Source organism: Chryseobacterium gleum (assembly GCF_900636535.1).
GTDB lineage: Bacteria > Bacteroidota > Bacteroidia > Flavobacteriales > Weeksellaceae > Chryseobacterium > Chryseobacterium gleum.
This window is the reverse complement of sequence record NZ_LR134289.1, coordinates 810934-834491: the sequence shown is the minus strand read 5'-3', so window position 1 is coordinate 834491 and position 23558 is coordinate 810934. Positions and strand designations below refer to the sequence as shown.

General features: G+C 38.8%; 21 protein-coding genes. 7 read left to right on the top strand and 14 right to left on the bottom strand.

What is annotated here, in order from left to right:
* Positions 1–66: 66 nt before the first annotated feature.
* The 5 genes from EL165_RS03820 to EL165_RS03800 form a co-directional block, all read right to left on the bottom strand.
* Positions 67–1332, bottom strand: a complete 1266-nt coding sequence (locus tag EL165_RS03820; protein ID WP_002979368.1) for an NAD(P)/FAD-dependent oxidoreductase — start codon at positions 1330–1332, stop codon at positions 67–69.
* Between the two features lie 7 nt (positions 1333–1339).
* Positions 1340–2338: a 4-hydroxyproline epimerase gene (locus EL165_RS03815; RefSeq protein ID WP_002979369.1), complete on the bottom strand. Its 999-nt coding sequence runs from the start codon at positions 2336–2338 to the stop codon at positions 1340–1342.
* Positions 2335–3819 (bottom strand): aldehyde dehydrogenase (NADP(+)), encoded by a 1485-nt coding sequence (locus EL165_RS03810; protein ID WP_002979370.1) that lies wholly within the window; start codon positions 3817–3819, stop codon positions 2335–2337. The genes EL165_RS03815 and EL165_RS03810 overlap by 4 nt, the downstream gene beginning before the upstream one ends.
* Positions 3816–4739, bottom strand: a complete 924-nt coding sequence (locus tag EL165_RS03805; RefSeq protein ID WP_002979371.1) for a dihydrodipicolinate synthase family protein — start codon at positions 4737–4739, stop codon at positions 3816–3818. Before EL165_RS03805 ends, EL165_RS03810 begins: the two co-directional genes overlap by 4 nt.
* 88 nt (positions 4740–4827) lie before the next feature.
* On the bottom strand, positions 4828–5712 hold the full coding sequence (locus EL165_RS03800) for an AraC family transcriptional regulator (protein WP_002979372.1): 885 nt from the start codon (positions 5710–5712) through the stop codon (positions 4828–4830).
* 185 nt (positions 5713–5897) lie between these two features.
* Between EL165_RS03800 and EL165_RS03795 the strand changes: the two genes are divergently transcribed.
* From EL165_RS03795 to EL165_RS03785, 3 genes are all read left to right on the top strand, one after another.
* Positions 5898–7292: an aminopeptidase P family protein gene (locus tag EL165_RS03795; protein ID WP_002979373.1), complete on the top strand. Its 1395-nt coding sequence runs from the start codon at positions 5898–5900 to the stop codon at positions 7290–7292.
* A 14-nt stretch (positions 7293–7306) separates the two neighbouring features.
* Positions 7307–9478 carry a S9 family peptidase gene (locus EL165_RS03790; protein WP_002979374.1) on the top strand — a complete coding sequence of 724 codons (2172 nt, stop codon included), beginning with the start codon at positions 7307–7309 and terminating at the stop codon, positions 9476–9478.
* Positions 9479–9744: 266 nt separating this feature from the next.
* Complete coding sequence (locus EL165_RS03785) at positions 9745–10350, top strand: DNA-3-methyladenine glycosylase (RefSeq protein WP_002979375.1); 606 nt, start codon at positions 9745–9747, stop codon at positions 10348–10350.
* Between the two features lie 2 nt (positions 10351–10352).
* On the opposite strand, the gene mug is transcribed toward EL165_RS03785, so the two are convergent.
* From mug to EL165_RS03770, 3 genes are all read right to left on the bottom strand, one after another.
* Positions 10353–10856 carry a G/U mismatch-specific DNA glycosylase gene (mug, locus tag EL165_RS03780; protein WP_002979376.1) on the bottom strand — a complete coding sequence of 168 codons (504 nt, stop codon included), beginning with the start codon at positions 10854–10856 and terminating at the stop codon, positions 10353–10355.
* 68 nt (positions 10857–10924) lie between these two features.
* On the bottom strand, positions 10925–11437 hold the full coding sequence (locus EL165_RS03775; protein ID WP_002979377.1) for a TlpA family protein disulfide reductase: 513 nt from the start codon (positions 11435–11437) through the stop codon (positions 10925–10927).
* Positions 11430–11858 carry a rhodanese-like domain-containing protein gene (locus tag EL165_RS03770; RefSeq protein WP_002979378.1) on the bottom strand — a complete coding sequence of 143 codons (429 nt, stop codon included), beginning with the start codon at positions 11856–11858 and terminating at the stop codon, positions 11430–11432. Before EL165_RS03770 ends, EL165_RS03775 begins: the two co-directional genes overlap by 8 nt.
* A gap of 144 nt (positions 11859–12002) precedes the next feature.
* Here EL165_RS03770 and EL165_RS03765 point away from each other — a divergent pair, with 144 nt between their 5' ends.
* From EL165_RS03765 to EL165_RS03760, 3 genes are read left to right on the top strand one after another with little or no spacing between them, the layout of a single operon-like run.
* Positions 12003–13229: an FAD-binding dehydrogenase gene (locus EL165_RS03765; protein WP_232529164.1), complete on the top strand. Its 1227-nt coding sequence runs from the start codon at positions 12003–12005 to the stop codon at positions 13227–13229.
* Positions 13157–13663, top strand: coding sequence for an FAD-binding protein (locus tag EL165_RS26200; protein WP_232529163.1), 507 nt, complete (start codon positions 13157–13159; stop codon positions 13661–13663). Before EL165_RS03765 ends, EL165_RS26200 begins: the two co-directional genes overlap by 73 nt.
* A gap of 14 nt (positions 13664–13677) precedes the next feature.
* The gene (locus EL165_RS03760) at positions 13678–14481 is read left to right on the top strand and encodes an SDR family oxidoreductase (protein ID WP_002979380.1); all 804 of its coding nucleotides are present in this window, start codon (positions 13678–13680) and stop codon (positions 14479–14481) included.
* Positions 14482–14531: 50 nt separating this feature from the next.
* On the opposite strand, the gene EL165_RS03755 is transcribed toward EL165_RS03760, so the two are convergent.
* The 6 genes from EL165_RS03755 to EL165_RS03730 all read right to left on the bottom strand — a co-directional run bounded on the left by EL165_RS03755 (position 14532) and on the right by EL165_RS03730 (position 22041).
* Entirely contained in the window at positions 14532–15338 is an 807-nt protein-coding gene (locus EL165_RS03755) for a phosphatase PAP2 family protein (protein ID WP_002979381.1), read from the bottom strand.
* 32 nt (positions 15339–15370) lie between these two features.
* Positions 15371–17791: a TonB-dependent receptor domain-containing protein gene (locus EL165_RS03750; protein WP_002979382.1), complete on the bottom strand. Its 2421-nt coding sequence runs from the start codon at positions 17789–17791 to the stop codon at positions 15371–15373.
* Positions 17792–17838: 47 nt separating this feature from the next.
* Positions 17839–18600, bottom strand: a complete 762-nt coding sequence (locus tag EL165_RS03745; RefSeq protein ID WP_041461483.1) for a COG4705 family protein — start codon at positions 18598–18600, stop codon at positions 17839–17841.
* A 161-nt stretch (positions 18601–18761) separates the two neighbouring features.
* Positions 18762–20048, bottom strand: a complete 1287-nt coding sequence (locus EL165_RS03740; protein ID WP_041461484.1) for a sensor histidine kinase — start codon at positions 20046–20048, stop codon at positions 18762–18764.
* A 113-nt stretch (positions 20049–20161) separates the two neighbouring features.
* Positions 20162–20836 (bottom strand): response regulator transcription factor, encoded by a 675-nt coding sequence (locus EL165_RS03735; RefSeq protein WP_002979385.1) that lies wholly within the window; start codon positions 20834–20836, stop codon positions 20162–20164.
* Between the two features lie 209 nt (positions 20837–21045).
* Complete coding sequence (locus EL165_RS03730; protein WP_002979386.1) at positions 21046–22041, bottom strand: aldo/keto reductase; 996 nt, start codon at positions 22039–22041, stop codon at positions 21046–21048.
* Between the two features lie 225 nt (positions 22042–22266).
* Between EL165_RS03730 and EL165_RS03725 the strand changes: the two genes are divergently transcribed.
* On the top strand, positions 22267–23538 hold the full coding sequence (locus EL165_RS03725) for an NAD(P)/FAD-dependent oxidoreductase (RefSeq protein ID WP_002979387.1): 1272 nt from the start codon (positions 22267–22269) through the stop codon (positions 23536–23538).
* The last annotated feature ends 20 nt before the right edge of the window (positions 23539–23558 follow it).

Here is a 23558-nt window from a genome sequence, read left to right as displayed (position 1 = left end):
TTGTTAATAAATTATTTAAATAATCAAATTGTTTTGGTCATAAATTTGTGTGTTATGTGATGTTTTCTAACGAAATCTTTCGGGGTTGAATATCTTTATCTCAACTGTTGGCTTTTGGTCATTGGCAAGTTCTGAAACTGTTTTTCCAAAGATGGGTCCTAAACTTAAACCCATCATACCACCGCCGCCTGCAATAATCAGGTTCTTCAATTGGGAAGATTGTCCTAAATAAGGAAGTCCATCCGGAGCGCAGGGTCTGTAGCCAAACCATATTTCAGATTCTTTGGGTTTCTCCATCTGAAAGTCAGGTAAATATTGAGGAATGGACCGGACGATACCTTCTACCCTTTTCATATTAATGGTATCCTGATGGGAAGCCAGTTCCATCGTTCCACCAAAACGGATCTGTCCGTTCATTGGAGTCACTGCTACTCTGGCTTCCAGTAATAAAGCAGCATGATTTAAAGTATTGACCGGATTTTCAGGAGTATGCATGAATGAATATCCTTTTCCGGGCATTAACCGGATTTTAATACCTGCCTTTTGAGCAAGCTCAGGTAAGAATGAACCTCCTGTCATGACAAACTGGTCTGCTGTAAATTTCTGACCGTTGGCAATAACAGCTTTAATATGGCTGCCGGAAGTTTCAAAGCCTGTTACCTGATGATGGGTATGAAAAATGGCACCATTACTTTTAAGATAAGAAATCATTTGCTTCATCAGTTTCATGGGATTCATATGGCCGTCACATTTATAATTGACTCCTCCGGTTACATCCAGCCTGACATTAGGCTCTAATTCCTGAATTTCTTTTTTATCCAGAATATCAACGGGTAAACCCATACTGATTGCCTTGTGGGCAAGCTCTGTCTCTTCTTCTGCTACTTTCTCTGTTTTATATAGCATTAAAATGCCATTCTGATTCAGTTCAAAATCGAATTCATCTTTTTTCGCAATCTCATTATAAAGCCTGCTGCTGACCAGGTTAAGATCCCTGATGGCTGCCGCAGAATAGTCAACATGTTTCTGGTTAGAGTGTTTCAGAAACTTCAATCCCCATGATATCAGATTAGAATTGAGTGAAGGTCTTACGTAAAACGGGCTTTTACTGTCGAACATCCAGCGTATTCCCTGAGCAACAACTCCTGGTGCTGCCAGCGGAGTAAAATGACTGGGCACAATCATGCCTGCATTGCCGTAAGAACAGTTGTTGGTAAGATCATTCTGTTCAAGAATCTCCACCTGCCATCCCTTCTGCAAAAGATAATACGCTGAGCTTAATCCCGCTATTCCTGCACCAATGATGAGTGCTTTTCCTTTATTCTGTGTCATATACGTGTTACATTACCTGAAAACCCTGCCAATAAGGATCTTCATCATCAATAATTATATGATTGTATCCGGTAATTCTTGCCCAGCCTTCTACTGACGGAATAATGGCTGCTTTTCCATCAATAGTTGTGGTTTCTTCAATTCTCCCGATAAACTGGGAGCCTATATAACTTTCATGAATGAATTCTTCCCCTTCCTTCAGTTTTCCCTTTGCATACCATTGGGCCATTCTTGCAGAAGTGCCTGTACCACATGGTGAACGGTCAAGAGCATTTTCACCCACTAAAACAGCATTTCTTCCGCTGGCTTTTGGATCTTTAGGTTTACCCGTCCATTGAATATGGCTTAATCCGGTAATATGTTCAATTTCAGGATGGATGAACCGGTACTTTTCATTAAGTAATTTTCTGATAATCTTTCCATAATGAATAAGCTGGCTGGCCGTAAAATCAGAAATATCTCTGAAGTTTTCCTGAGGATCTATAATTGCATAGAAGTTTCCGCCATAAGCAACATCGGCTTTTATTAATCCCAGGTCCGGACAATCAACTTCAAGGTCTTCCGCATATAGGAAAGACTTTACATTGGTCAGTTTTACAGATTTTACTTTTTTCCCTTCCTGTACATAATCGATGAGAATAAGCCCTGCAGGTGTTTCAAGACGTAATTTTCCCGGAATTTTGGGAACAACAAGACCTTCTTCAATGGCAATGGTAACCGTTCCGATGGTTCCGTGCCCGCACATGGGAAGACATCCGCTGGTTTCAATATATAAAACTCCGATATCGTTATTTTCATCTACAGTAGGATACAGAATACTTCCGCTCATCATGTCATGGCCGCGGGGCTCAAACATTAATCCCTTTCTGATCCAGTCGTATTCTTCCATAAAGTGCAGCCGGCGTTCCATCATGGAGTTTCCTTTTAAAATAGGGGCACCTCCTGCAACAAGACGTACTGGACATCCACAGGTGTGTGAATCTATACAAAAGAATGTTCTGTTCATGTGGTTTGTAATTTTAGTGATTCTGAATTCATTATTCCATCTACCATTCTGCTGATCTGCAGTGGATTGTCATTCTTCAACTCATCCGGTAAGAATTCATCCGGCCAGTTCTGAAAGCAAATCGGGCGAACAAAGCGTTTTACAGCATCCGGGCCTACGGAAGTAAAGCGTGAATCGGTTGTAGAAGGAAACGGCCCTCCATGCTGCATGCCATACACCACTTCTACTCCTGTAGGCATTCCGTTGAATAATAATCTTCCGCATTTATCTTTTAAGATAGTAATCAATGCACCGTTATCACGCACATCTTCATGGGTCGCCGCAATGGTAATGGTTAACTGTCCTTTTAGCTGCCGGGCAATTTCCATAAGTTCTTCATCTGTTTCATACTCCACAACAATACCAAATGGCCCAAAGACTTCTTCACTCAATACCCGATTATTAATGAAGTTTTTGGCACGGGTTTTTATGGCTGCAGCACTTCCTGCAGTACTTTCAGTATGTACTGATGCAATTAATTCAACATCAGGTTGTTCTATTGCAATGCTCTTGTTTTTTTCGAAACTTTCAAAAATTCCTTCGTGAAGCATTTTAGCGGGAGTAATTTCCTGAATTTCCTCTTTTAAGGCATTGATAAAACGGTCAAGCGGGTTTCCTTTCAATGCAATAAATACTCCCGGATTGGTACAAAATTGTCCTACTCCAAGCGTTAAAGAACCGATATATTCCTTTGCCAATGCTTCAGCTTTGGTTTCAAGCAGGTTTTGAAAGGCAAATACAGGATTGATACTTCCCATTTCTGCAAACACCGGAATCGGGTCTTTTCTACGGTTGGCAATATCAAACAAAGCTTTTCCGCCAGTGAAAGATCCGGTAAAGGCAACAGCCCGGATATCCGGATGCTGAGTAAGATAAGTGCCAATCTCATAAGATGTTTCGGTAATATGACTAAAAATCCCTTCAGGCCATCCAAATGCTTTAATAACCGTAGTTATCGCATCCGCCATTATCTGTGAAGTCTGAGGATGTGCCGGATGTGCTTTTATAATGACGGGACAGCCTGCTCCAATAGCACTTGCAGTATCTCCTCCCGCAGTAGAAAATGCATACGGAAAATTGCTGGCTCCGAAAACAACTACAGGTCCTATGCCTACATTATATTTTCTGAGATCTCCTTTTTGTTTTTCAGGCCGGGCAAGATCAATTCTGGCTTCCGTATAGATACCGGCAGCAACAGCTTTTGCATAACTTCTCCATTGTCCCACTGTTCTTGCTTTTTCACCGGTAAGTCTGGCTAATGGCAATGAAGTTTCGGCATGAGTAACTGTCAAAAGTTCTTCTCCCAAAGCTTCAATATGATCAGCAACAGCATTCATAAATTCAGCCCGTTCACTGATGGTGGTATTCTTCAGAAACTGGAAAGCTTCAGCTGCCATCTGAATTCTTCTGTCTATATCCTGTGTTGATGTTTCTTCAATCATATCTGTGTTTCTGGAATTAATAATACCGGACGATTTGCTCTGCCTTCTTCAATAATTTTTTGAATTCTTTCTGCTTCTTCTCCTTGAAGTTCAAGACGTGGTGCTCTCACATACGGATTGCTTATCCCTTCTGCTGTTGCAGCCAGTTTGATATACTGAATAAGTTTAGGGTGAATGTCAAGCTCAAGTAATGGCATAAACCATCTGTAGAGGGCTACAGCTTTGTCATATTCGCCTGTTTTAACATAATTGTACATCGCCATGGTTTCGTTGGGAAAGGCGTCTACAAGGCCTGCCACAAGACCGTCTGCTCCAAGCATCAGGGTTTCCAGACAAATCGTATCTACGCCTCCAAGAATTTTGATCCTTTTTCCAAAACGGTTGATCATTCTGGTTACATTCGCCAGATCTCTTGTAGATTCTTTAACAGCCTGAATAGTGGGATATTCAATAAGCTCCTCAAACATTTCAATGGTAACATAAATTCCGTAATCTACAGGATTATTATAAATAAGGATCGGAAGATCTGTAGCGGAAGCCACTGCTTTAAAATATTCGGTCACTTCACGGTTATCGGCTTTGTAACGCATTGGCGGAAGCAGCATCAGACCGTCTGCACCCAGTTCTTTTGCTTTCCTGGCAAAGTTGACTGCATTTTTGGTGGTATTTTCAGATAGATTAAGAATGACAGGAATTCTTTCCTGTGTTATTTTTTTTGCATATTTCAGCAGCTCAAATTTTTCTTCTGTTTCCAAAGCACTGGCTTCCCCTAATGTTCCTGCAAGGATAATCCCGTGAACGCCTGCTTTAATCTGAGCTTCTGTATTAATAGCAAACATTTCAAAATCAATCTTTCCTTCTTTTGTAAAAGGAGTTAATACTGCAGGATAAATACCTTCCCAGTTTAGTTTTGTACTCATATCAAATAATATTTATTCAAAACTAAGTGAATTTTAAAACGGCAAATGTTAATATTTTAATTAATTCTGACCGTATTTTAACATGTAGTTATTCGTGGTCAAAAGTAGCTTCTTTATAATGCTTCAGATATTCCTTGGGAGAATATTTCATAATGGATTTAAAAACCCGGTTGAAATTAGTAAGGCTGTTGAATCCGCTATTAAAAGCTACAGAAGAAATGCTGTACATGTTACTGGATGTCAGTAATCTGCAGGCCCGCTGTACGCGGAGTTCATTAAGATATTGAATATAGGTAATCCTTGTTCGTTTTTTAAAAGATCTGCAGAATGCCTGAGGCGTCATACAAGCTTCTTTGGCAATAGCATCAAGGGTAAGTTTAGTTTGGGTAAAATTCTTCTTAATAAAGGTCTGGGCATCTATAATTCTTTGATCATAGTCTGAAATATGATTCGGCAGATTCTTTTCTGAAGACAAAGGAATATGCAGGTGCCTGTTTTGCATAAGATGGTTTAGAATCCTGATAAAATCTATAATCTGCTCTACTCCTTCTGTTTTTTGTAATGCCGCAATGTTTTCTCCGATACTTGTTTTCAATTTAGGAGCGATCTGGAAACCAACCTCTGAATGGGTAATGAAATTTTTAAGTTCTCCAAATTCCGGGAGATCGAAAAATGCAGCGATCTTTTTATAAGGATCAAAAAAAATAGAGATGGAATGAACCTTCTGCTTTTCATTTTTTTCAAAATTGCCTCTGAAAACATGGGATTGATTGGCACCCAGGTAAAAAATGTCACCCGCTTCAAAATTAAACAGATTCTGCTCTATGGCCAATGTTCCACGTCCTTTAATGATCCACATGATCTGTGTTTCTGTATGTCTGTGAAAATAAGGATAGAAATTAGGCATAATATCTTCCTGGATTCGGATACTCTTGTTGGTGTCGGCGGGAACAGAGAATTGAAGGCTTTTCATGGTTAGGCTGCTTTACTGATATAAAATATGCGTTAGGTTAAAATATTGCTGAAGTTAAGCAAAATATGAACATTAAGTATTATTTTAAAATCCAAACTTTACATGTTCTTTATTTTAAACAAGAAAGACTTATTAATGGTACAAAATTGTAAATTTAAACCTTTAAAATAAAAACTATTCATAATATGTTTTCAGCACAAACTTATCAAGATAGAAGAGCCGTACTACAGCATAATGTAGCGAACGGAATTTTATTATTTCTGGGAAATATAGAGAATCCTGTGAATTTTGAGCACAATCCTTATTATTTCCGCCAGGACAGCACCTATTTATATTATTTCGGGATTCAGGAACCCCGCATAGCAGCCATTATTGATATTGATGAAAATAAAACCATCATTTTCGGCGATGAGCTAAGTATAGATGAAATTGTATGGATGGGAAGGCAGGAAACCCTTAAGGAAAAAAGTCTGAAATCCGGTGTTCAGGAAACGTTACCTTACACAGAACTTGCCCGGTATATTTCAAAGGTACAGAATTCAGGCAGAAAGGTGCATTATCTTCCTCCGTATCAGCCTTCCAATAAAATTTTACTGTCGGATCTTCTTGGGATAAAAATTCCGGACCTGCAGCCTTCTGTAGAAATGATCAAAGCTATTGTCAAACAGCGTTCTATTAAAGAGCCTCAGGAAATAGCACAGATAGAACAGGCTGTGAATGTCTCCAATGAAATGCACCTACTGGCCATGCGTCTTGCGAAACCGGGAATGAAAGAATATGAAATTGCCAATGCTATCCAATATCTTGCTGCGAATAAAGAGTGCCAGATGTCCTATCCTCCGATTGTGACAATCAACGGAGGTATCCTGCATAATCATTACCGTCTTAATACTTTAAAAGAGGGAGATCTTTTCCTGAATGATTCCGGAGCAGAAACGGCAATGGGATATGCAGGTGACCTTACCAGAACATTTCCTGTAAGCAAAGCTTTTACTACAAAGCAGAAGGAAATGTACGAAGTAGTTCTGAATGCTTTCAATAATGCCCAGCAGCTTCTAAAACCAGGTGTTCGTTTCAAAGATATTCATCTGAAAGCAGCTCAGCATCTGGTAGAAGGTCTTATTGATCTTGGACTGATGAAAGGAAACGCTGAAGACGCTGTAAAAAACCATGCCCATACCCTGTTTTTCCAGTGTGGTCTGGGTCATATGATGGGATTGGATGTGCATGATATGGAAGATCTTGGTGAGCAGTACATCGGATATACTGAAGAAGAACCCAAAGATACCAAAACATTCGGTCTTAAGTCTTTACGTTTGGGAAAAGCTCTTGAGTCAGGATTCGTAGTTACCGTTGAGCCTGGTATTTATATGATTCCGGAACTGATTGACATGTGGCAGGCAGAAAATAAAAACGCAGACTTTATTAATTATGATAAAGTAAACGAATACCGTAATTTCGGAGGTGTTCGTGTAGAAGATGATTTCCTGGTTACAGACAATGGCTACAGACTCCTTGGAAACGGGCTGATTAAAACCGTAGAAGAAATTGAAAATTACAGAGCTGAACATTTAGCTTAACTCAAATATTATTTATGAAGAACATAAAAAAAATAACAGCCATTGCATTGTATTTTCTGTGTTTATCACCATTGGCAGCACAGAAAACACAATGGACTCCGGATGGCAATGCATATTATTCATTTACTAAAAAAGGGGTTGAAATTGTGGATGTGCTGCATCCCGGAAAAGACCAGACACTTTTAAGCAGCAATGAACTGATTCCTGCAGGAAGTTCTGAAGCATTGAAGGTACAAAGCTTTCAGGTTTCTCCGGATGGAAAAAGCTTATTGCTTTTTGCCAATACAAAGAAAGTATGGAGAGATAATACCCGCGGTGACTACTGGATTTTTGACAAAAATACCAAAAAGCTTACCCAGCTTGGAAAAGGCTTGCCGGCTTCTTCATTAATGTTTGCAAAATATTCACCGGACGGTAAAAAAGTAGCCTATGTATCTAAGCATAATATTTATATCGAAGATCTTTCAAACAATCAGCAGACAAAGATCACTTCGGATGGTACGGATGGAATGATCAACGGTACCTTCGATTGGGTATATGAAGAGGAATTTGGAACCCAGGATGGTTTCAGATGGTCCCCGGACGGTAACAAAATTGCTTACTGGAAACTGGACGCAAGAGGGACAAAAAACTTCCTGATGATTAATAATACCGATAGTCTGTACTCATTTACTATTCCTGTAGAATACCCGAAAGCTGGTGAAAATCCTTCCGGATGCAGTATCTGGTTTTATGATCTTGCTTCAGGATCTACCAAGAAAGCTGATATTTCAGGAGATGAGGTACAGCATTATATTCCGAGAATGGAATGGGTTCTGGATTCTAAATCTGTTATTCTGCAGCAGTTGAACAGAAAACAGAATCAAAGTAAAATTATCGTGGCAGATGCAGATTCCGGAAACAGTAAAACGATTTACACGGAAACAGATGCAGCATGGATTGATATAAAATCCCGCTGGAATGATAATGATCCGAGTGGATGGGACTGGATTGATAATGGAAAAGAATTTTTATGGCTTTCTGAAAAGGACGGATGGAGACATATTTATAAAATAGATATGAACGGTAAAGAAACATTAATTACAAAAGATGCATTTGATGTTATAAAGCCGGAATTTTTTGATATTCAGAATAAGCAGATCTATTTTTTGGCGTCACCCAACAATGCCACACAGAAATATCTGTATAAAGTAAGCATGAAGGGAGGAAAAGCACAAAAAGTAACTCCTGAAACCTATACGGGTTCTAATGAATACACGATTTCCCCTAACGGAAAGATCGCAATGTTTACCAATGATAACGTCAATACCATTTCAATAGGTTCCGTAGTATCTCTCCCGGAACATAAGGAATTGGTAGCTGCCAAAAGATCCGCAAAAGCAGATCCGGCGATAGCAAAAGCAGAATTTTTCCAGGTTACCACACAGGACGGAGTTACATTGGACGGATGGGTAGTAAAACCTAAAAACTTCGATCCCAATAAAAAATACCCTATTGTTTTTACCGTATATGGAGAACCTGCAATGCAGACGGTAACAGACAGTTTCTACACAGGCTGGAATGGATTATACACAGGGAATATGGCTGAAGACGGCTATTTATATGTTTCTCTTGAAAACCGTGGAACTCCTGCACCAAAAGGGCGTGAATGGAGAAAATCAATTTACCGTAAAATAGGACAGCTGAATATCCGTGATCAGGCAATGGGAGCTAAAGCATTATTTGCAAAATGGCCTTATATTGATACGTCAAGAGTTGCCGTATGGGGCTGGAGCGGCGGAGGCTCTTCTACCCTGAACCTTTTAGGACAATATCCTGATATATACCAGACGGGAATTGCGATTGCTCCGGTTGCCAATCAGTTATTCTATGATAATATCTACCAGGAGCGCTATATGGGGCTTCCTCAGGAGAACAGAGAAGACTTTGTTAATGGTTCCCCGCTCGCTTATGCTAAAAATTTAAAAGGAAACCTTTTACTGGTTCACGGTACAGGTGATGATAATGTACATTACCAGAATACAGAAGTGTATATCAACGAGTTGGTAAAGTATAATAAACAGTTTCAGCTGATGTCTTATCCTAACCGTACCCACTCTATTGATGAGGGTGAAGGAACATCACTGCATCTTGCCACCCTGTTTACAAAATTTCTGAAAGAACACTGCCCTCCGGGAGCAAAATAACTCTAAAAGTCTCACAGTGATGTGGGGCTTTTTATTTTAGGTACGTTTCCAACAAAAATTCCCCGGAGAAATCCGGGGAATTAAAGTGTCAAAACCTATATTTTTTATAGTGGTGTGAATGATGTTGAGTTGAGAGAAACAATGGGTATGCCAAATTAATCACTATTTTATGAAATGTGAATTTTTGTGGTATCTTTTGTTTACGCCGAAGTTTTTTGTTTTATGGATTATCACTAAATTTGAGTGAATAATTTCCAACATCATTCATGAAACTACCACGCTCCTATTATTCCAATCCGGATGTTCTTTTTTTGGCTAAGGATCTTTTAGGAAAAGTACTTTTTACTGAAATCGACAGGGAAACTACAGCGGGAATCATTGTAGAAACCGAAGCCTATTTCGGAGTTAAAGATAAAGCTTCTCATGCCTATGGAGGCAGGCGCACAGACCGTACCGAAACGTTATACAGCCATGGTGGAGTTTCCTATGTTTATTTATGTTACGGTATTCATCACCTTTTCAATGTGGTGACTTCTGTTGAAGATGAGCCTCATGCCGTTCTCATAAGAGCTGTTGAGCCTTTGATCGGTAAAGAAATTATGGAACTCAGGAGAAATATGCCGGCTTCTAAACCTTCTATTTCCGCGGGACCAGGATCTGCAGCCAAAGCTTTAGGAATTGACCGTTCATTTAACAGAAAAAAATTAACGGAAAATGAAATCTGGATTGAAGATCACGGCATTGCGTATCGACCGGATGAAATCATCGCAGGACCACGTATAGGTGTTGCTTATACAGAGGAAGACGCACTTTTACCGTGGCGTTTCTTTGTAAAAGGAAATAAGTATGTGAGCAAACCGAATAAGGTATAAGATCAGGATTCATTTACAGTATGATAAAACTCCTTATAATAAGTGACCAAACTGTCAAGAGTAAACCCGCGGTTCAGGCCACTGGTGTTGGGTAAAACCCATACTTTTGCTCCACAGAAGTTTTCAGGCTGCTCTCCCCAAAGGATTTCTTTCTTTTTAGAAAAGGCTTTGTAGGCTGCTTTACCAAGAAAAGCTACATATTTAGGCTGATATTTTATTATTTTCGATGTGAAACTTTTAAGGGCTTCTTCAAATTCTTCCTTTGAAAGTTCATCAGCACGGGAAGTTGCTCTTTCCACGGCGGTTGTTAATCCATATCCGAAATCCAGAAGAGAGATATCATTTACGGCTTCTATCTCATAAGGAGTAAAGCCTGACTGATGAAGGACTTTCCAGAAACGGTTACTTCTTCCGGAAAAATGAAAGCCGTCATTGGATGATTTTAATCCCGGATTGATTCCACAAAAAATAACCTCGATATGATTGGCAATAATATCTGTCAGCATAATTAAAAGTATAATGGTATAAAAATAAAGAGCAGTATAATTCCTGCTCTTTACGGTTTATAAAAGATTTAGTTCTGTAATAAACTTTTCTTTAAAAATTCTTCCAGATCTTTGCCATGAAGATTCTTAGCTAAAATGGTTCCCTGCCCGTCAATGATGATATTAAAAGGGAGTTCATCCACTTCATAAAGCTTTGCTACAGGGCTTTTCCAGAATTTTAAATCGCTGATCTGTATCCAGCTGATACCAAACCTGTCAATTGCTTTCTGCCAGCTTTCTTTATTCCTGTCCAAAGAAATCCCGAGAATTTCAAACTGATTGTTCTTCACCTTATCGGAATACGTATCATACAATGCTTTCAGCTCAGGCTGTTCTTCAACGCATGGAGCACACCAGGTTGCCCAGAAATCGATCAGGACAATTTTCCCTTTTAATCTTGAAAGAGAAAATGCTGTTCCATCTGCTTTGGTCATCGTAATTTCAGGTGCTTTTTTTCCTATTTCTATTGCTTTCTGGGCATCAACGGAAACGGAAAGAAACACCAAAAATAATATTGTAAAACAGCTCTTCATATTACTCATTTGTAGGATAGTTTTTATCCAGCCAATCTGTTTTGATATTTTTCGGAAGGTTTAAAAGCTTCGCATTTTTGAATCCCAGTTCCATCAGCAATGTAAAAGCAGGACGGATATTAGGGCACTTTACGAATGGGCAGCATCCGCAATAGATTACGATTTCTCTGTTTTTCGGAACATCTTTCAGATAATTTCTCAGTTTTTCCAGATTTTCAGGCTCATGAGTGGGACCAATGTCTACAGAGCCTTTGATAATCGCTTCAGGACCTACTGAAATGATTACGAGATCTTTAGTCTTATGCTTTTCAATTCTGGAAGCCAGTAACGCCGGATCCATCAGCTGGCTGTCTTTCCACGGATCCTGTTTTTGCTGTGCCTGACTGAAAACGGAACAGACAAGGCAAACCATAATGAACAAATACTTCATACTTCTATTTTTCACAAATATAAGATGAAAAGTTCAGAGTTCAGGCCGGCTTTATACGCTGCATTCTTTAATTTTTCTTATTTTCAATCTGATTCCGAATAATTTTATACATTTATATTCAGTATTATTCAAACATTTTAACCCATGGAAGAAACATTCCGGCCTGATGCCATTATCATTGGTGCAGGACTCGCAGGACTTACTGCTGCGATGGAAATTACCAATGCCGGAAAAAAAGTACTGCTCCTGGACCAGGAAACCGAGCAGAATATCGGAGGACAGGCTTTCTGGTCATTCGGAGGGCTTTTTCTGATCAATTCACCCCAGCAAAGAAGAATGGGAATCAAAGACTCTTATGAGCTGGCTTTACAGGACTGGAAAGGAACCGCCGGTTTTGACCGTCCGGAAGATTATTGGCCGCGCCAATGGGCGGAAGCTTACCTGAAATTTGCTGCCGGTGAAAAGTATCAATACATTTCTAAACTTGGGATCAAGCTGATGTTTATGGTAGGCTGGGCAGAGCGTGGTGATGGTTCGGCAACAGGTCATGGGAATTCGGTGCCCCGTTTTCATGTGAGCTGGGGAACCGGTACAGGTGTTGTAAAGCCTTTTGTAGAGAAGGCTTATAAAGCTAAGGATAAAGGTTTGCTGCAGATGAAATTCAGACACAGGGTAACGGAATTTATAACAGAAAACGGAAAGATAAAAGGGCTGAAAGGAGATATTCTGGAAGATGATCATAAAGAAAGAGGTGCTGCTACCAATAGAAATGTAATTTCATCATTTGAATATACTGCCCCGAATGTTATTATTGCTTCAGGAGGAATTGGAGCCAATCATGAGCTGGTAAGGAAAAACTGGCCTGAACGGCTTGGAAAAGCCCCTGAAAATATGGTTTGCGGGGTTCCTGCTTATGTAGATGGTAAAATGATTGGTATTGCAGAAAGTGCAGGCGCCCATATCATTAATCCTGACAGGATGTGGCATTATACAGAAGGTTTGCAAAACTGGGATCCTATCTGGCCGAATCATGGAATCAGAATATTACCGGGGCCTTCATCTTTATGGTTTGATGCAAAAGGCAAACGCCTGCCTGCTCCCTTTCTTCCGGGATTTGATACATTGGGAACATTAAAATACATACAGGAAACCGGCTTTTCCTATTCGTGGTTTATCCTGACCCAGAAGATTATCAAAAAAGAGTTTGCGCTTTCGGGCTCAGAACAGAATCCTGATATTACCAATAAAGATTATCCTCTTTTTCTGAAAAGGATCTTTGGTAAAAAGCACCGGGTCCAGTGGAAGCATTTAAAGAACATGGAAAAGACTTTATTGTATCAGACAATCTGGAAGATCTTGTTAAAAGGATGAATGAACTGGCTGGAAATAACCTTCTGAAATACGATAAAATAAAATCCCAGATCGAAGCCAGGGACAGGGAACTGGATAATAAATTCTCAAAAGATACCCAGATTAATTATATCCGGAATACCCGGAATTATTTAGGAGATAAACTTGGTCGCGTAGCAGCGCCCCATAAAATTTTAGACCCTGAAAACGGACCTTTAATCGCTGTACGCCTGAATATTTTAACCCGTAAAACTTTAGGCGGAATCAAAACGAATCTAAACGGGCAGGTCTTAAGAGATGATGACAGTATTATTGAAGGACTGTTTGCTGCTGGTGAAGCTGCCGGCTTTGGTGGTGGCGGAATGCACGGCTACCGGGCACTGGAAGGAACTTTTTTAGGAGGATGTATTTTCTCCGGAATGAAAGCCGGAAAGTATATCGCAGGACTTCAATAAAATAATGAGCAGATATGAGCAGTTATTTCGATCATAAAGTCATCTGGATCACCGGAGCATCATCAGGTATTGGAGAAGCTTTGGTAAAAAACCTGGCAAAAAACAGCAGTGCCAGAATCATTCTGTCTTCCAGAAAAGAAGATCAGCTGCATTCCGTGGCTGAAAAAGCAGGATTAAGTATTGACCGGTATGCAGTGATTCCTTTAGACCTCAAAAATTATAAGGATATGCCTGATATTGCAAAAAAAGCTGCAGAACAATTTGGAAAGATTGATATTCTGATTAATAATGCAGGACTGTCACAGCGTTCTCTGGCGATGGAAACGGATATTGAGGTAGATAAGCAACTTATTGATATTGATTATATCGGAACAGTAGCCCTTACGAAAGCAGTTATTCCTTATATGATCAGGAATAAAGGAGGACAGATTGCTGTAGTCTCAAGCCTGATGGGAATATTCGGAGCTCCTATGCGAAGCGGATATGCCGGGGCAAAACATGCGTTACATGGTTTTTTTGATGCCTTAAGGGCAGAATTATTCAATCAGAATATCAGGATTACTATTATCTGTCCTGGATTTATACAAACTGATATTTCTATTCATGCAGTAACCGGAGACGGCTCATTACAAGGGACCATGGATGATGCTACGAAAAACGGAATGCCGGTGAATATTTTTGCAGAAAAAATGCTGCATGCCATTCAAAAGCAGAAAAAACAAAAAGTAATAGGAGGAAAAGAAGTGATGGCTGTCTATCTGAAAAGATTTTTTCCAGGCTTATTGGCAAAAATAATCCGTAAAGCAAAAGTGGTATAAAAAAGCTCTGTTCAATAAAGAGCAGAGCTTTTTCAGAATGAAAGTTTGTATCAAAAGGTTTTCACCAGTCCTATTCCTACTGTTTTATTTTGATAAAAAGGCATAACCATGGTAGATGATAAAGTCTTTTTACTTTTATTTCCTCTCAATACATTGTCAATTTTTGGAAACAGCCAGTAAGCCAGTTCTGTAGAAAGGATTCCAAATCCGGCTCCTGCCACAACATCTCCCAGCCAGTGCTTATCATTCAGCATTCTGTATACAGCCGTGAAAACAGCGAACGGATATCCTGAAAGACTCAGCCAGAAATTAGTGTCTTTATACTCCCTGAACATAAACTGTGCTGAAGAAAATGCTGTAGCAGAATGTCCTGAAGGAAACGATAAAGTGTTGGAACCGTCAGGCCTTTCTTCTTTTACCAGATATTTTAACGGCATGGTAAAAGCTGCGGCAATCAGTTGTGAAGAGGCATAAATAATAGTACGGTCTCTCAGATTGTGTTTTCCTTTTATCCCCATGGCATTAAGTCCGTAAACCATTACTGCCGGAGCGTATTGGGTATAATTATCCAGTTTTATCTGTGCAGGCTGATGCTCGTTAATTTCAACCCGTGTTGATTGATTAAGATTTTTCAGGTTTTTCATGCTTAAACCTGCTACTCCATAAGCAATGAATGCGGCAGGAATAATCAGGCTTTTATAATTCAAAGTGCTTTTTGGGGCACCTTTGGTGATCATACTGTCCTCTACAGGTTTCTGAACAGATATCGTATCATTGGTATTCTGGGCGTTGATCCTGCCAATGACTGAACTCAAAATCATTACATAAATCAGTGTTTTTTGAAAGTACTTTTTCATCCTAAATCGCATTATAATTATCCAATTCTGTATTAAAATTTATAGCTGTATCCTAAACGGATTACCTGGGTTTCGTAATAATCATTGCTTGTGTAGGCAAATCCATTTCCCTGAACAGACTTTCTGATTACCATTGTGTTGAGCAGGTCTGAAGCGTTCATAAACAGTTCGCCCTTCCCTTTCTGAATCGTCTTTTTCACTCCTGCATCCATGGTAAATCTTGACTTTGTTTTTCCCTGTGGAATGATGTCCGGTGCCAGATACACAAGGGTAAACTGCATGTCCAGTCCTTTTGAAAAATGAAAAACGTTATTCGTTTTGATATTTCCTGAAATGGCAGTCTGCCGGTCGGCTGAAAAAGTATTAGGCTGGGGATACAGGTTTTGTACAGTAAATGCGTTGATCTGGTTACGGTATAGATTTCCATTAACATTGAAAGAATATACATCTGATACTTTCTGGTTCCATATCGTTTCCAGCCCCGTATTATAGCTTCTTCCTGCATTCTGGAATATCGCATAGATAAGTGTGCTGCCCGGGACAATACTTGAAATTCTGGTGATGGTTCCGTTGGCAAAACGATGATACAGTGCCGAATACAAATATCCGTTATCCCAATTGTGTTTGTAACCCAATTCAACAGAATTTGTAAACTGAGGACGTAATGCCGGATTTCCTACCTTAATGATCTCCGCATCATCATATTTCGGGAAAATTCTGATATCCAATTCGTTGGGACGGTCTACCCTTCTGTTGTAGAAAACAGAGAATTTGTTATGATCATCAAGTTTGTATGCCAATCTGAAATTCGGGAATGGCTGGGTATAATTGTATCCGTCACTTTTGTAGGTGGGATGGTTAGCATTTACATCATACTGAATTTTCACATATTCCAGTCTGAGTCCCAATTCCGCTTCCCATTTTTCATTTTCAAAGATATAATTTCCATACACGGCTGGAATAAACTCTTTATAATCTGCCTTTCCACCTGCAGAAACATCCAACACAGAGTTAGCGCCCGGAATAAAATTCATATTGGTAGGAATACTTCTGTTCCGAAGCTTAATTCCTGTTTCTATTCGTCCGTATTTTAAAGGTTTTACATAATCTACATTGAAATCATATACCTGTTCATCCGATAATAGTTTAAAAGCATCAGTTCCGGTAGAAGATGGCAGATAATTATCATAGAAATATTTTTCATCTTCTCTATGGAACGTATAGTTGAATCCCACATTCAAAACATGTCCGGCTTCTTTGAATTTATGCTGATAGGAAGCGGTTCCCATTACTGTTGTTTTCAGTTCATCCTCCAGAAACTGCCATAAACGCAAACGCTGAGACAGATCTCCGTTGAAAAACGGCTGATCTCCCCGGTCAATAATTTTTTCGCTTCCGTACATTCCTGAAATGGTTAATGTATTTTGAGGATCAATAGTCCAGTCGATTCCGGCTTTGGTGGTAAAGAAATTAGTATTTCTGTTTCTTTTCAGCTGGGAGTTGATAATGGTTCCGTCATCATACGTACGGGTTACAAATTCATTCTTGTTAAGGGTTTCTGTATAAAGATTATCTGCCTGTAAAAATAGATTGACCTTGTTTTTTCTGTAATTCACAGACAGTGATGGATTAATTTTAGGCGTAAGGGTATACTGCGGTCTTATGGTGGGAAGATTCTCCTTTCTTACCCATAATGATCCTAATCCTGTAGTGAACCCTGCCTTTCCGTTCCAGCCGTTCTGCTTATTCTTTTTCATGATAATATTGATGATTCCGGCATTCCCGTTAGCGTCATACTTTGAGGAAGGATTGTTGATGATCTCAATTTTATCAATGGCAGAAGCAGGGATATTATCCAGTCCGGTTTGGCTTCCAAAACCTGTAAGAGCTGTTTGTTTGCCATCAATCAATACTGTAACCTTATCATTTCCTCTCAATTGTACTTTACCGTCCTGTACAGTAATTCCGGGAAGGTTCTGCATGCTTTGCAGTACAGAACCACCATTTTGGCTGATGTTATCTGCGACGGAATAGGTCTTTTTATCAAGGCGGCTGTCTATTTCATTCTTTTTAGAGGCTGTAATGGTAACCGTCTCGATTTTGGTCTCATTTTCCTGGTCCTCAGCGAGCTCAATATCTGGAATTTCCAGAAATTCAGACAGGCTGCCAATAAAAACGGGTTGTATATGTTTTTTATAACCGGTAAGTGAAGTTTCCAGAATATAATGATCAGGTTTTAGACCTGTAAGAGAAAATCTTCCTTCTTCATTAGTAATGGTTCCGGCTGCAAAGGCACTGTCTTTTTCTTTTTTTAAAATAATATGGGCGTAAGGTAATGCTGTTTTGTTTTTACCGGTAATTCTTCCTGATGCTGTCACAGACATTGTCTGTGCAGAAACAAGGGATGAAATGAGCATACATGATGGGAGAAAAAACAGGGCTGTTCTATTCATTTTACTATTTTATTTTCTTTTAAAATCTATTGTTTAAATGGTTATAACTATGATTTGTTTTCAATTGATGGTAATTCACGGGTATGCTTTCTTTGGGAAATGATTATCATCAGAACCATCAGTGTGAGGGATATCAGAGATGCATTAAGTGTCCCCAGGTCCAGTCCTCCTTTAACCAGAGGTTTGGTTAAAAGATCGCCAAAGGTTGCTCCAAAAGGTCTGGTAAAAACAAAAGCAATCCAGAACAGCAGAACATGATTGATTTTTGTGAAATAATGCAGCAGGACTACAGCTAAAATAATAAGTCCGGTAATCAGAGCTCCGGTCATATATCCAAGTCCCAGATTATCGCTCAGAAAATCCCCGAAAGCTGTTCCCAGGCTATTGGAAAATAATATTGCTGTCCAGTAATACAATTCTTTATTTCTCTCAGAAATCGGATATACTTCAAGATTTCCGTACTTTTTATACCATAAAAACAGGGAGAGTAAAAGCCCGGAGAGTAAAATGAGGCTTCCGGTAAGATATCCTGTTTTCAGCGTTCTGTCTATAAAATCTGAGATTTCTGTCCCTAAAGTCGTTGTTCCGATGATCACCATCCAGTAAATTGCCGGGATATATTTTTTTACACTGAGCTGCACAGACAAAATGATGATAAAAAATACCAGGGTGATCACAATTCCCGCAACATATCCTAAATTCAGGGTCATGGAAATAAAATCTCCCAGTGTTTCTCCTAACGTGGTGGCTACAATTTTCATTAACCAGAAAAGGAGTGTAACCGCTGCAACTTTATTAAATGTTCTCATTCTCATTTACTTTTGTAATGGATAAAGGATACTGCAGAATTAAAAGCATGGAATGTTTCTGAATCATTTCTAAAAACAGTTAATACCTCAGTATATTTTATACAAAGGTGCAGTCCGATTTAGAAGAAATTTTGAATTGTTGGGTTCGGAAATTTTTTTAACTAAAATTTAACGGTGAAAATATGGAGGCCGTTTTCAAATCTGTAGCTGATCATCCATTGGTGCAGCCTGCCTATTTCCTGTATGATAGACAGTCCTAAGCCACTTCCGTTGTTGTCCGCCGAAAATTTAGAAAATCTTTTGAACAATGCTTCTGTATTCAGTTTTTCAGTTCCTGAGTTGGAAACTTCAAAATAAGATTGATTTAATTCTATAGACACAGAACCTCCCGGTGAAGTATGGCGGATAGCATTGATGATGAGATTGTTGATCAATATTTCTGTCAGAATACTGTTCCCGTTTACTTGTACATCATTTGAAATACTTTCAGTGGCTGAAATATTTTTTTGTTCAAAATGCTCTTTGAGAATTTCAATACTTTGATGAAGCAGCTGATCAAAGAAAATTGTTTCTGTATGGTCAAACTGGTTATTGTCAATTTTCGCGAGAAGCAAAAGGTTTTTATTGATACGGGAACTTCTTGTAAGTGCTTTGTTGATATCTTCTGCAATTCTGTATTGCTTTTCAGTAAGATCCTGATCCTGAAGTAAAATGTCCAGTTTGTTTTTAATAATAGCAAGTGGGGTCTGCAGCTCATGAGATGCATTTTCAGTGAATTCTTTCTGGGTCTTATAAGTAGATATGTTTCGCTCAATCAGTTTGTAAAGAGATTGATTAAGTTCTTCAAATTCTGAAGTATCAGAAACTGGAAATTCTATGGTAATCTGACTGTTAAGATTAAAAGTCTTCAATTGATCTAACGTATCCCTGAATGGTTTCCAGATGGATGAGGACAGCTTTCTGTTCAGATATAAAAGTCCGACAACAATAACCACAAAAAAGAATATGGTGATCATCGCAATCACAGCTATGGTTTCATGGGATTCTTCAATATTGGTCTGTATGGTAAAAAGATAAGGTTTGTTATGCAGATAAACTACTTTTTTAAGGCATCTGTAACGTTCCTTTTTTTGTTCTGAAATAAAAGGCAGCTGCTTTTCATAGGTATAAACTGTGTCTCTTCTGATCTGACCGGGAGAAATCTTTTCAATATTGGTTTCAGGCTGGATTTGATTCCATAATTCAAGACTTTTTTCCAATGCTTCATCAGAAAGCTTTAAACGGTTAAACTCAAAAGCTGTTTTCTCTATAATAATCTGGTTATGCTCATCCAGCTCATTTTTCCAGATCGTATCCACTACAAAATAATACACAGGAATACTGATCATCAGTACAATCAATACGTAGATAAGAAAGGGTTTGGTGGTTTTTGTTAATAGAGGCTTCACAATAGTTATGAATTATAAATTTATAGTGTTTAAGGTTTAAAGTTCAGGATTTAAAGTTTAAGTAATATACAAAAGATAATCATTTTTCACCTTCAACCTTCAACTATCAATTATCAATTCTCCCACTTATACCCTGTTCCATATACCGTTTTGAGATAATGTCCGCATCCCGCATCATACAGTTTTTTCTTAAGGTTTTTTACATGAGCATAAACAAAATCATGATTGTCAAGCATATCTGCCAGATCTCCGGAAAGGTGTTCTGCAAGTGTACTTTTGGAGATCACTTTATTTTTATTTCCGATAAAATAAATCAAGAGATCGAATTCTTTTTTCGTTAATGAAATCGTTTCATTATTTACGGTCACTGTTTTAGCCAACAGATCTATCTGAAGCTCATTTTGTTTCACTACGTTGGAGCTGCTGAACTGTTTCCGGCGGATCACAGAATATACCCTTGCCATCAGTTCAGAAAGATGAAAAGGTTTGGTAAGATAGTCATCGGCTCCCAGCTTCAGGCCTTCAATTTTATCATCCAAAGCGTTTTTGGCAGAAATAATAATAACACCGTCCTGTTTCTGCTGTTTCTTTAATTCTTCCAGAATTTTCAGACCATTGCCGTCGGGAAGCATGATATCCAGCAAAATACAGTCATAGTCAAAAGCCTCTGTTTTATTCATGGCTTCATCAAATGTAGCGGCATGTTCACAGAGATAACTTTCTCCGGACAGATATTCGGAAATACTTTTCGCGAGCTCAGCTTCGTCTTCAACAATCAGAATTTTCATGCGATAAAGCTATCATTAAATTTTGAAGAAATTTTGAATATAATGCATCTGTTATATCAATTTCTGATTACGATCTCTCCTAAGAGATGTATATGATATTGTAAAATAGGATTTTATCAGAGACAAAATCCTTATTTCTACAATATTTTTTACAACTAAAAATTCTTTTTCTTATTGCGTTTCCTAACGCTATCTGATTTTCTATCCGGTTATTTTTCTCCCGGAACCTGGGCTTTTTCATAGATCAGCTTTTCACTTTTTAATTCTTTCCAAAATTCAGCAGGAATAGCAGTGTTGAGGGCTTCCCTATTATCTTTTACCTGTTCAGGCTTGCTGGCTCCCGGGATAATGGAAGCAAATTCATCAGATGCCAATACAAAATGGAGTGCTGCATCAACAAGACTTATACTGTACTTTTCAGCAATGGAAGTCATCCGTTCCCGTTTTTCACTCATTCCTTTCGGGATGACATCTTTATAATTGTAACGCTCCCTTCCTACCACATATCCTGAATTGTATCCTGCTCCTGAAACCAGTTTTACACCAGCTTTTCTGACAGTAGGAAGAAGACGGTCCACCGCATCTTCATGTTCGAGGATTGAGTATTGTGTTGCAGAAAGACAGATATCCGGATCTGCAGATTCAATACAGTCTAAGATAGGTTCTATTTTATTGACACCCATTCCCCAGGCTTTTATAACACCCTGATCTCTAAGTTCGGAAAGAATCTTAAAAGCACCTTTTCTGGCCTGTTCCAGAAAATAGGGATAACGGTCACCGACCTGGTCTTCGGATAAATCATGAATATAAACGATATCAATATGGTTCAGCCCGGTTCTTTTCAGGCTTTCTTCAATAGACCTCTGTACAGCATCAGCAGTATAATCATGGCGGAAATCATAATTCAATGGATTTTTCCACATGGTAGGCGGAACCTCAGCTTCTGGTACTTCACGGAAAAGCCTTCCCACTTTGGTTGAAAAAACAAAATCATTTCTTTCCTGATCTTTCAGGAAATCTCCAAATCTTCGTTCGCTTTTTGTTAATCCGTACCATGGCGAAGTATCATAATATCTGATGCCTGTATTCCATGCTGTCTGCAGAATTTCATGAGCCTGCTCATCTGTGATATTTTCGAAAGCAGTTCCGATCGCTACTCCACCAATTCCCAGTCGGTGTTTTTCTGTTAAAATGTCTGTTTTCATATTGAAATATTTTATGGTGTTGGTTATAAACAGGCTGCAAACATCGTGCAGATATCATGGAAACGTTAAAAGTAAAGATCGTGTTCAACCTTTTGAAATCCTTAATGAGTAAAGCTATAAGGCTTCTTTTGATATTTTAAATATTATGTTAAATGTTTTTTTCATCGCTTCTTTGGTCTTGTTATTGAATAAACTGTAATACACCATTTCAATAAATTATTTCATATGAAAAAGCATATTCTAATCGTAGGAGGAGGATTTGCGGGTATTAACCTTATCAAATCTCTCAAAAATGATAAACGGTTCAAAATAACGCTGGTCGATAAGAATAACTATCATTTTTTTCCACCCCTGATCTATCAGGTGGCCACTTCTTTTATAGAGGCTTCCAATATCAGCTACCCTTTCAGAAAGCTGTTTTCAAACAATAGAAATGTGAAATTCCATATGGGCAGCCTGATTAGGGTAAATCCTGAAAACAAAACAATAGATACGGATACCGGTACTCTGGGTTATGATTATCTGGTATTGGCGCTGGGAACAGAATCCAACTTTTTCGGAATGGAAAATGTAAAGAAATGTGCCTTGCCAATGAAGAATATCGAAGAAGCACTTTACCTGAGAAATCATATCCTGCTTACCCTTGAAGAAGCAGCCCGTAATAAAGATATCAAACAAGCCGAAAAGCTTCAGAACATCGTTATTGCAGGTGGTGGTCCTACAGGGGTTGAACTGGCAGGAATGCTTGCAGAGATGGGAAGGTATATTGCTCAGAAAGAATATCCGGAAATTAAGTTAGGCCTTTCCAATCTTTATCTTATAGACGCACTGCCTACCCTTCTTTCCCCGATGAGTAAGCTGGCTCAGAAGACAGCTTATGAAAAACTGAAAGAATTAGGTGTTAAAATTGTATTGAATGTTTCTGTAAAGGATTATACCGATAACAAAGTCATCTTAAGCGACGGAAACATTATTGAAACAGAAACGCTGATCTGGACTTCCGGAGTGATCGGAAAAGAAGTTCCTGGATTGCCGGAAAACAGTATAGGAAAAGGAAGGAGAATTCTGGTGGATGCCTATAATAAAGTAGAAGGAACCAATACTATTTATGCACTGGGAGACATAGCACTGATGCTTTCAGAAGAAAAATATCCTAAGGGGCATCCTCAGCTGGCTCAGGTTGCCATTCAGCAGGGTAAAAATCTTGCCGCCAATTTCAAACGTATAGAAGATGGAAAAGTGCTGGAGCCGTTTCATTACAATGATAAAGGAAGTATGGCTATCATTTCAAAATACAATGCTGTAGTGGATCTTCCGAAGCATTCCTTTAATGGTTTTATTGCCTGGCTCACCTGGCTTTTTATTCACATTATTCCTCTTGTAGGGTTCAAAAACAAAATTCAGCTGGCAGTGGACTGGTTCCGTTTATTTATCACCAACAATCCATCCATCAGGCTTATTCTTTTTCCGAAAAGAAATACGACAGGCAACGCATAATTACATAATAAACACCAACA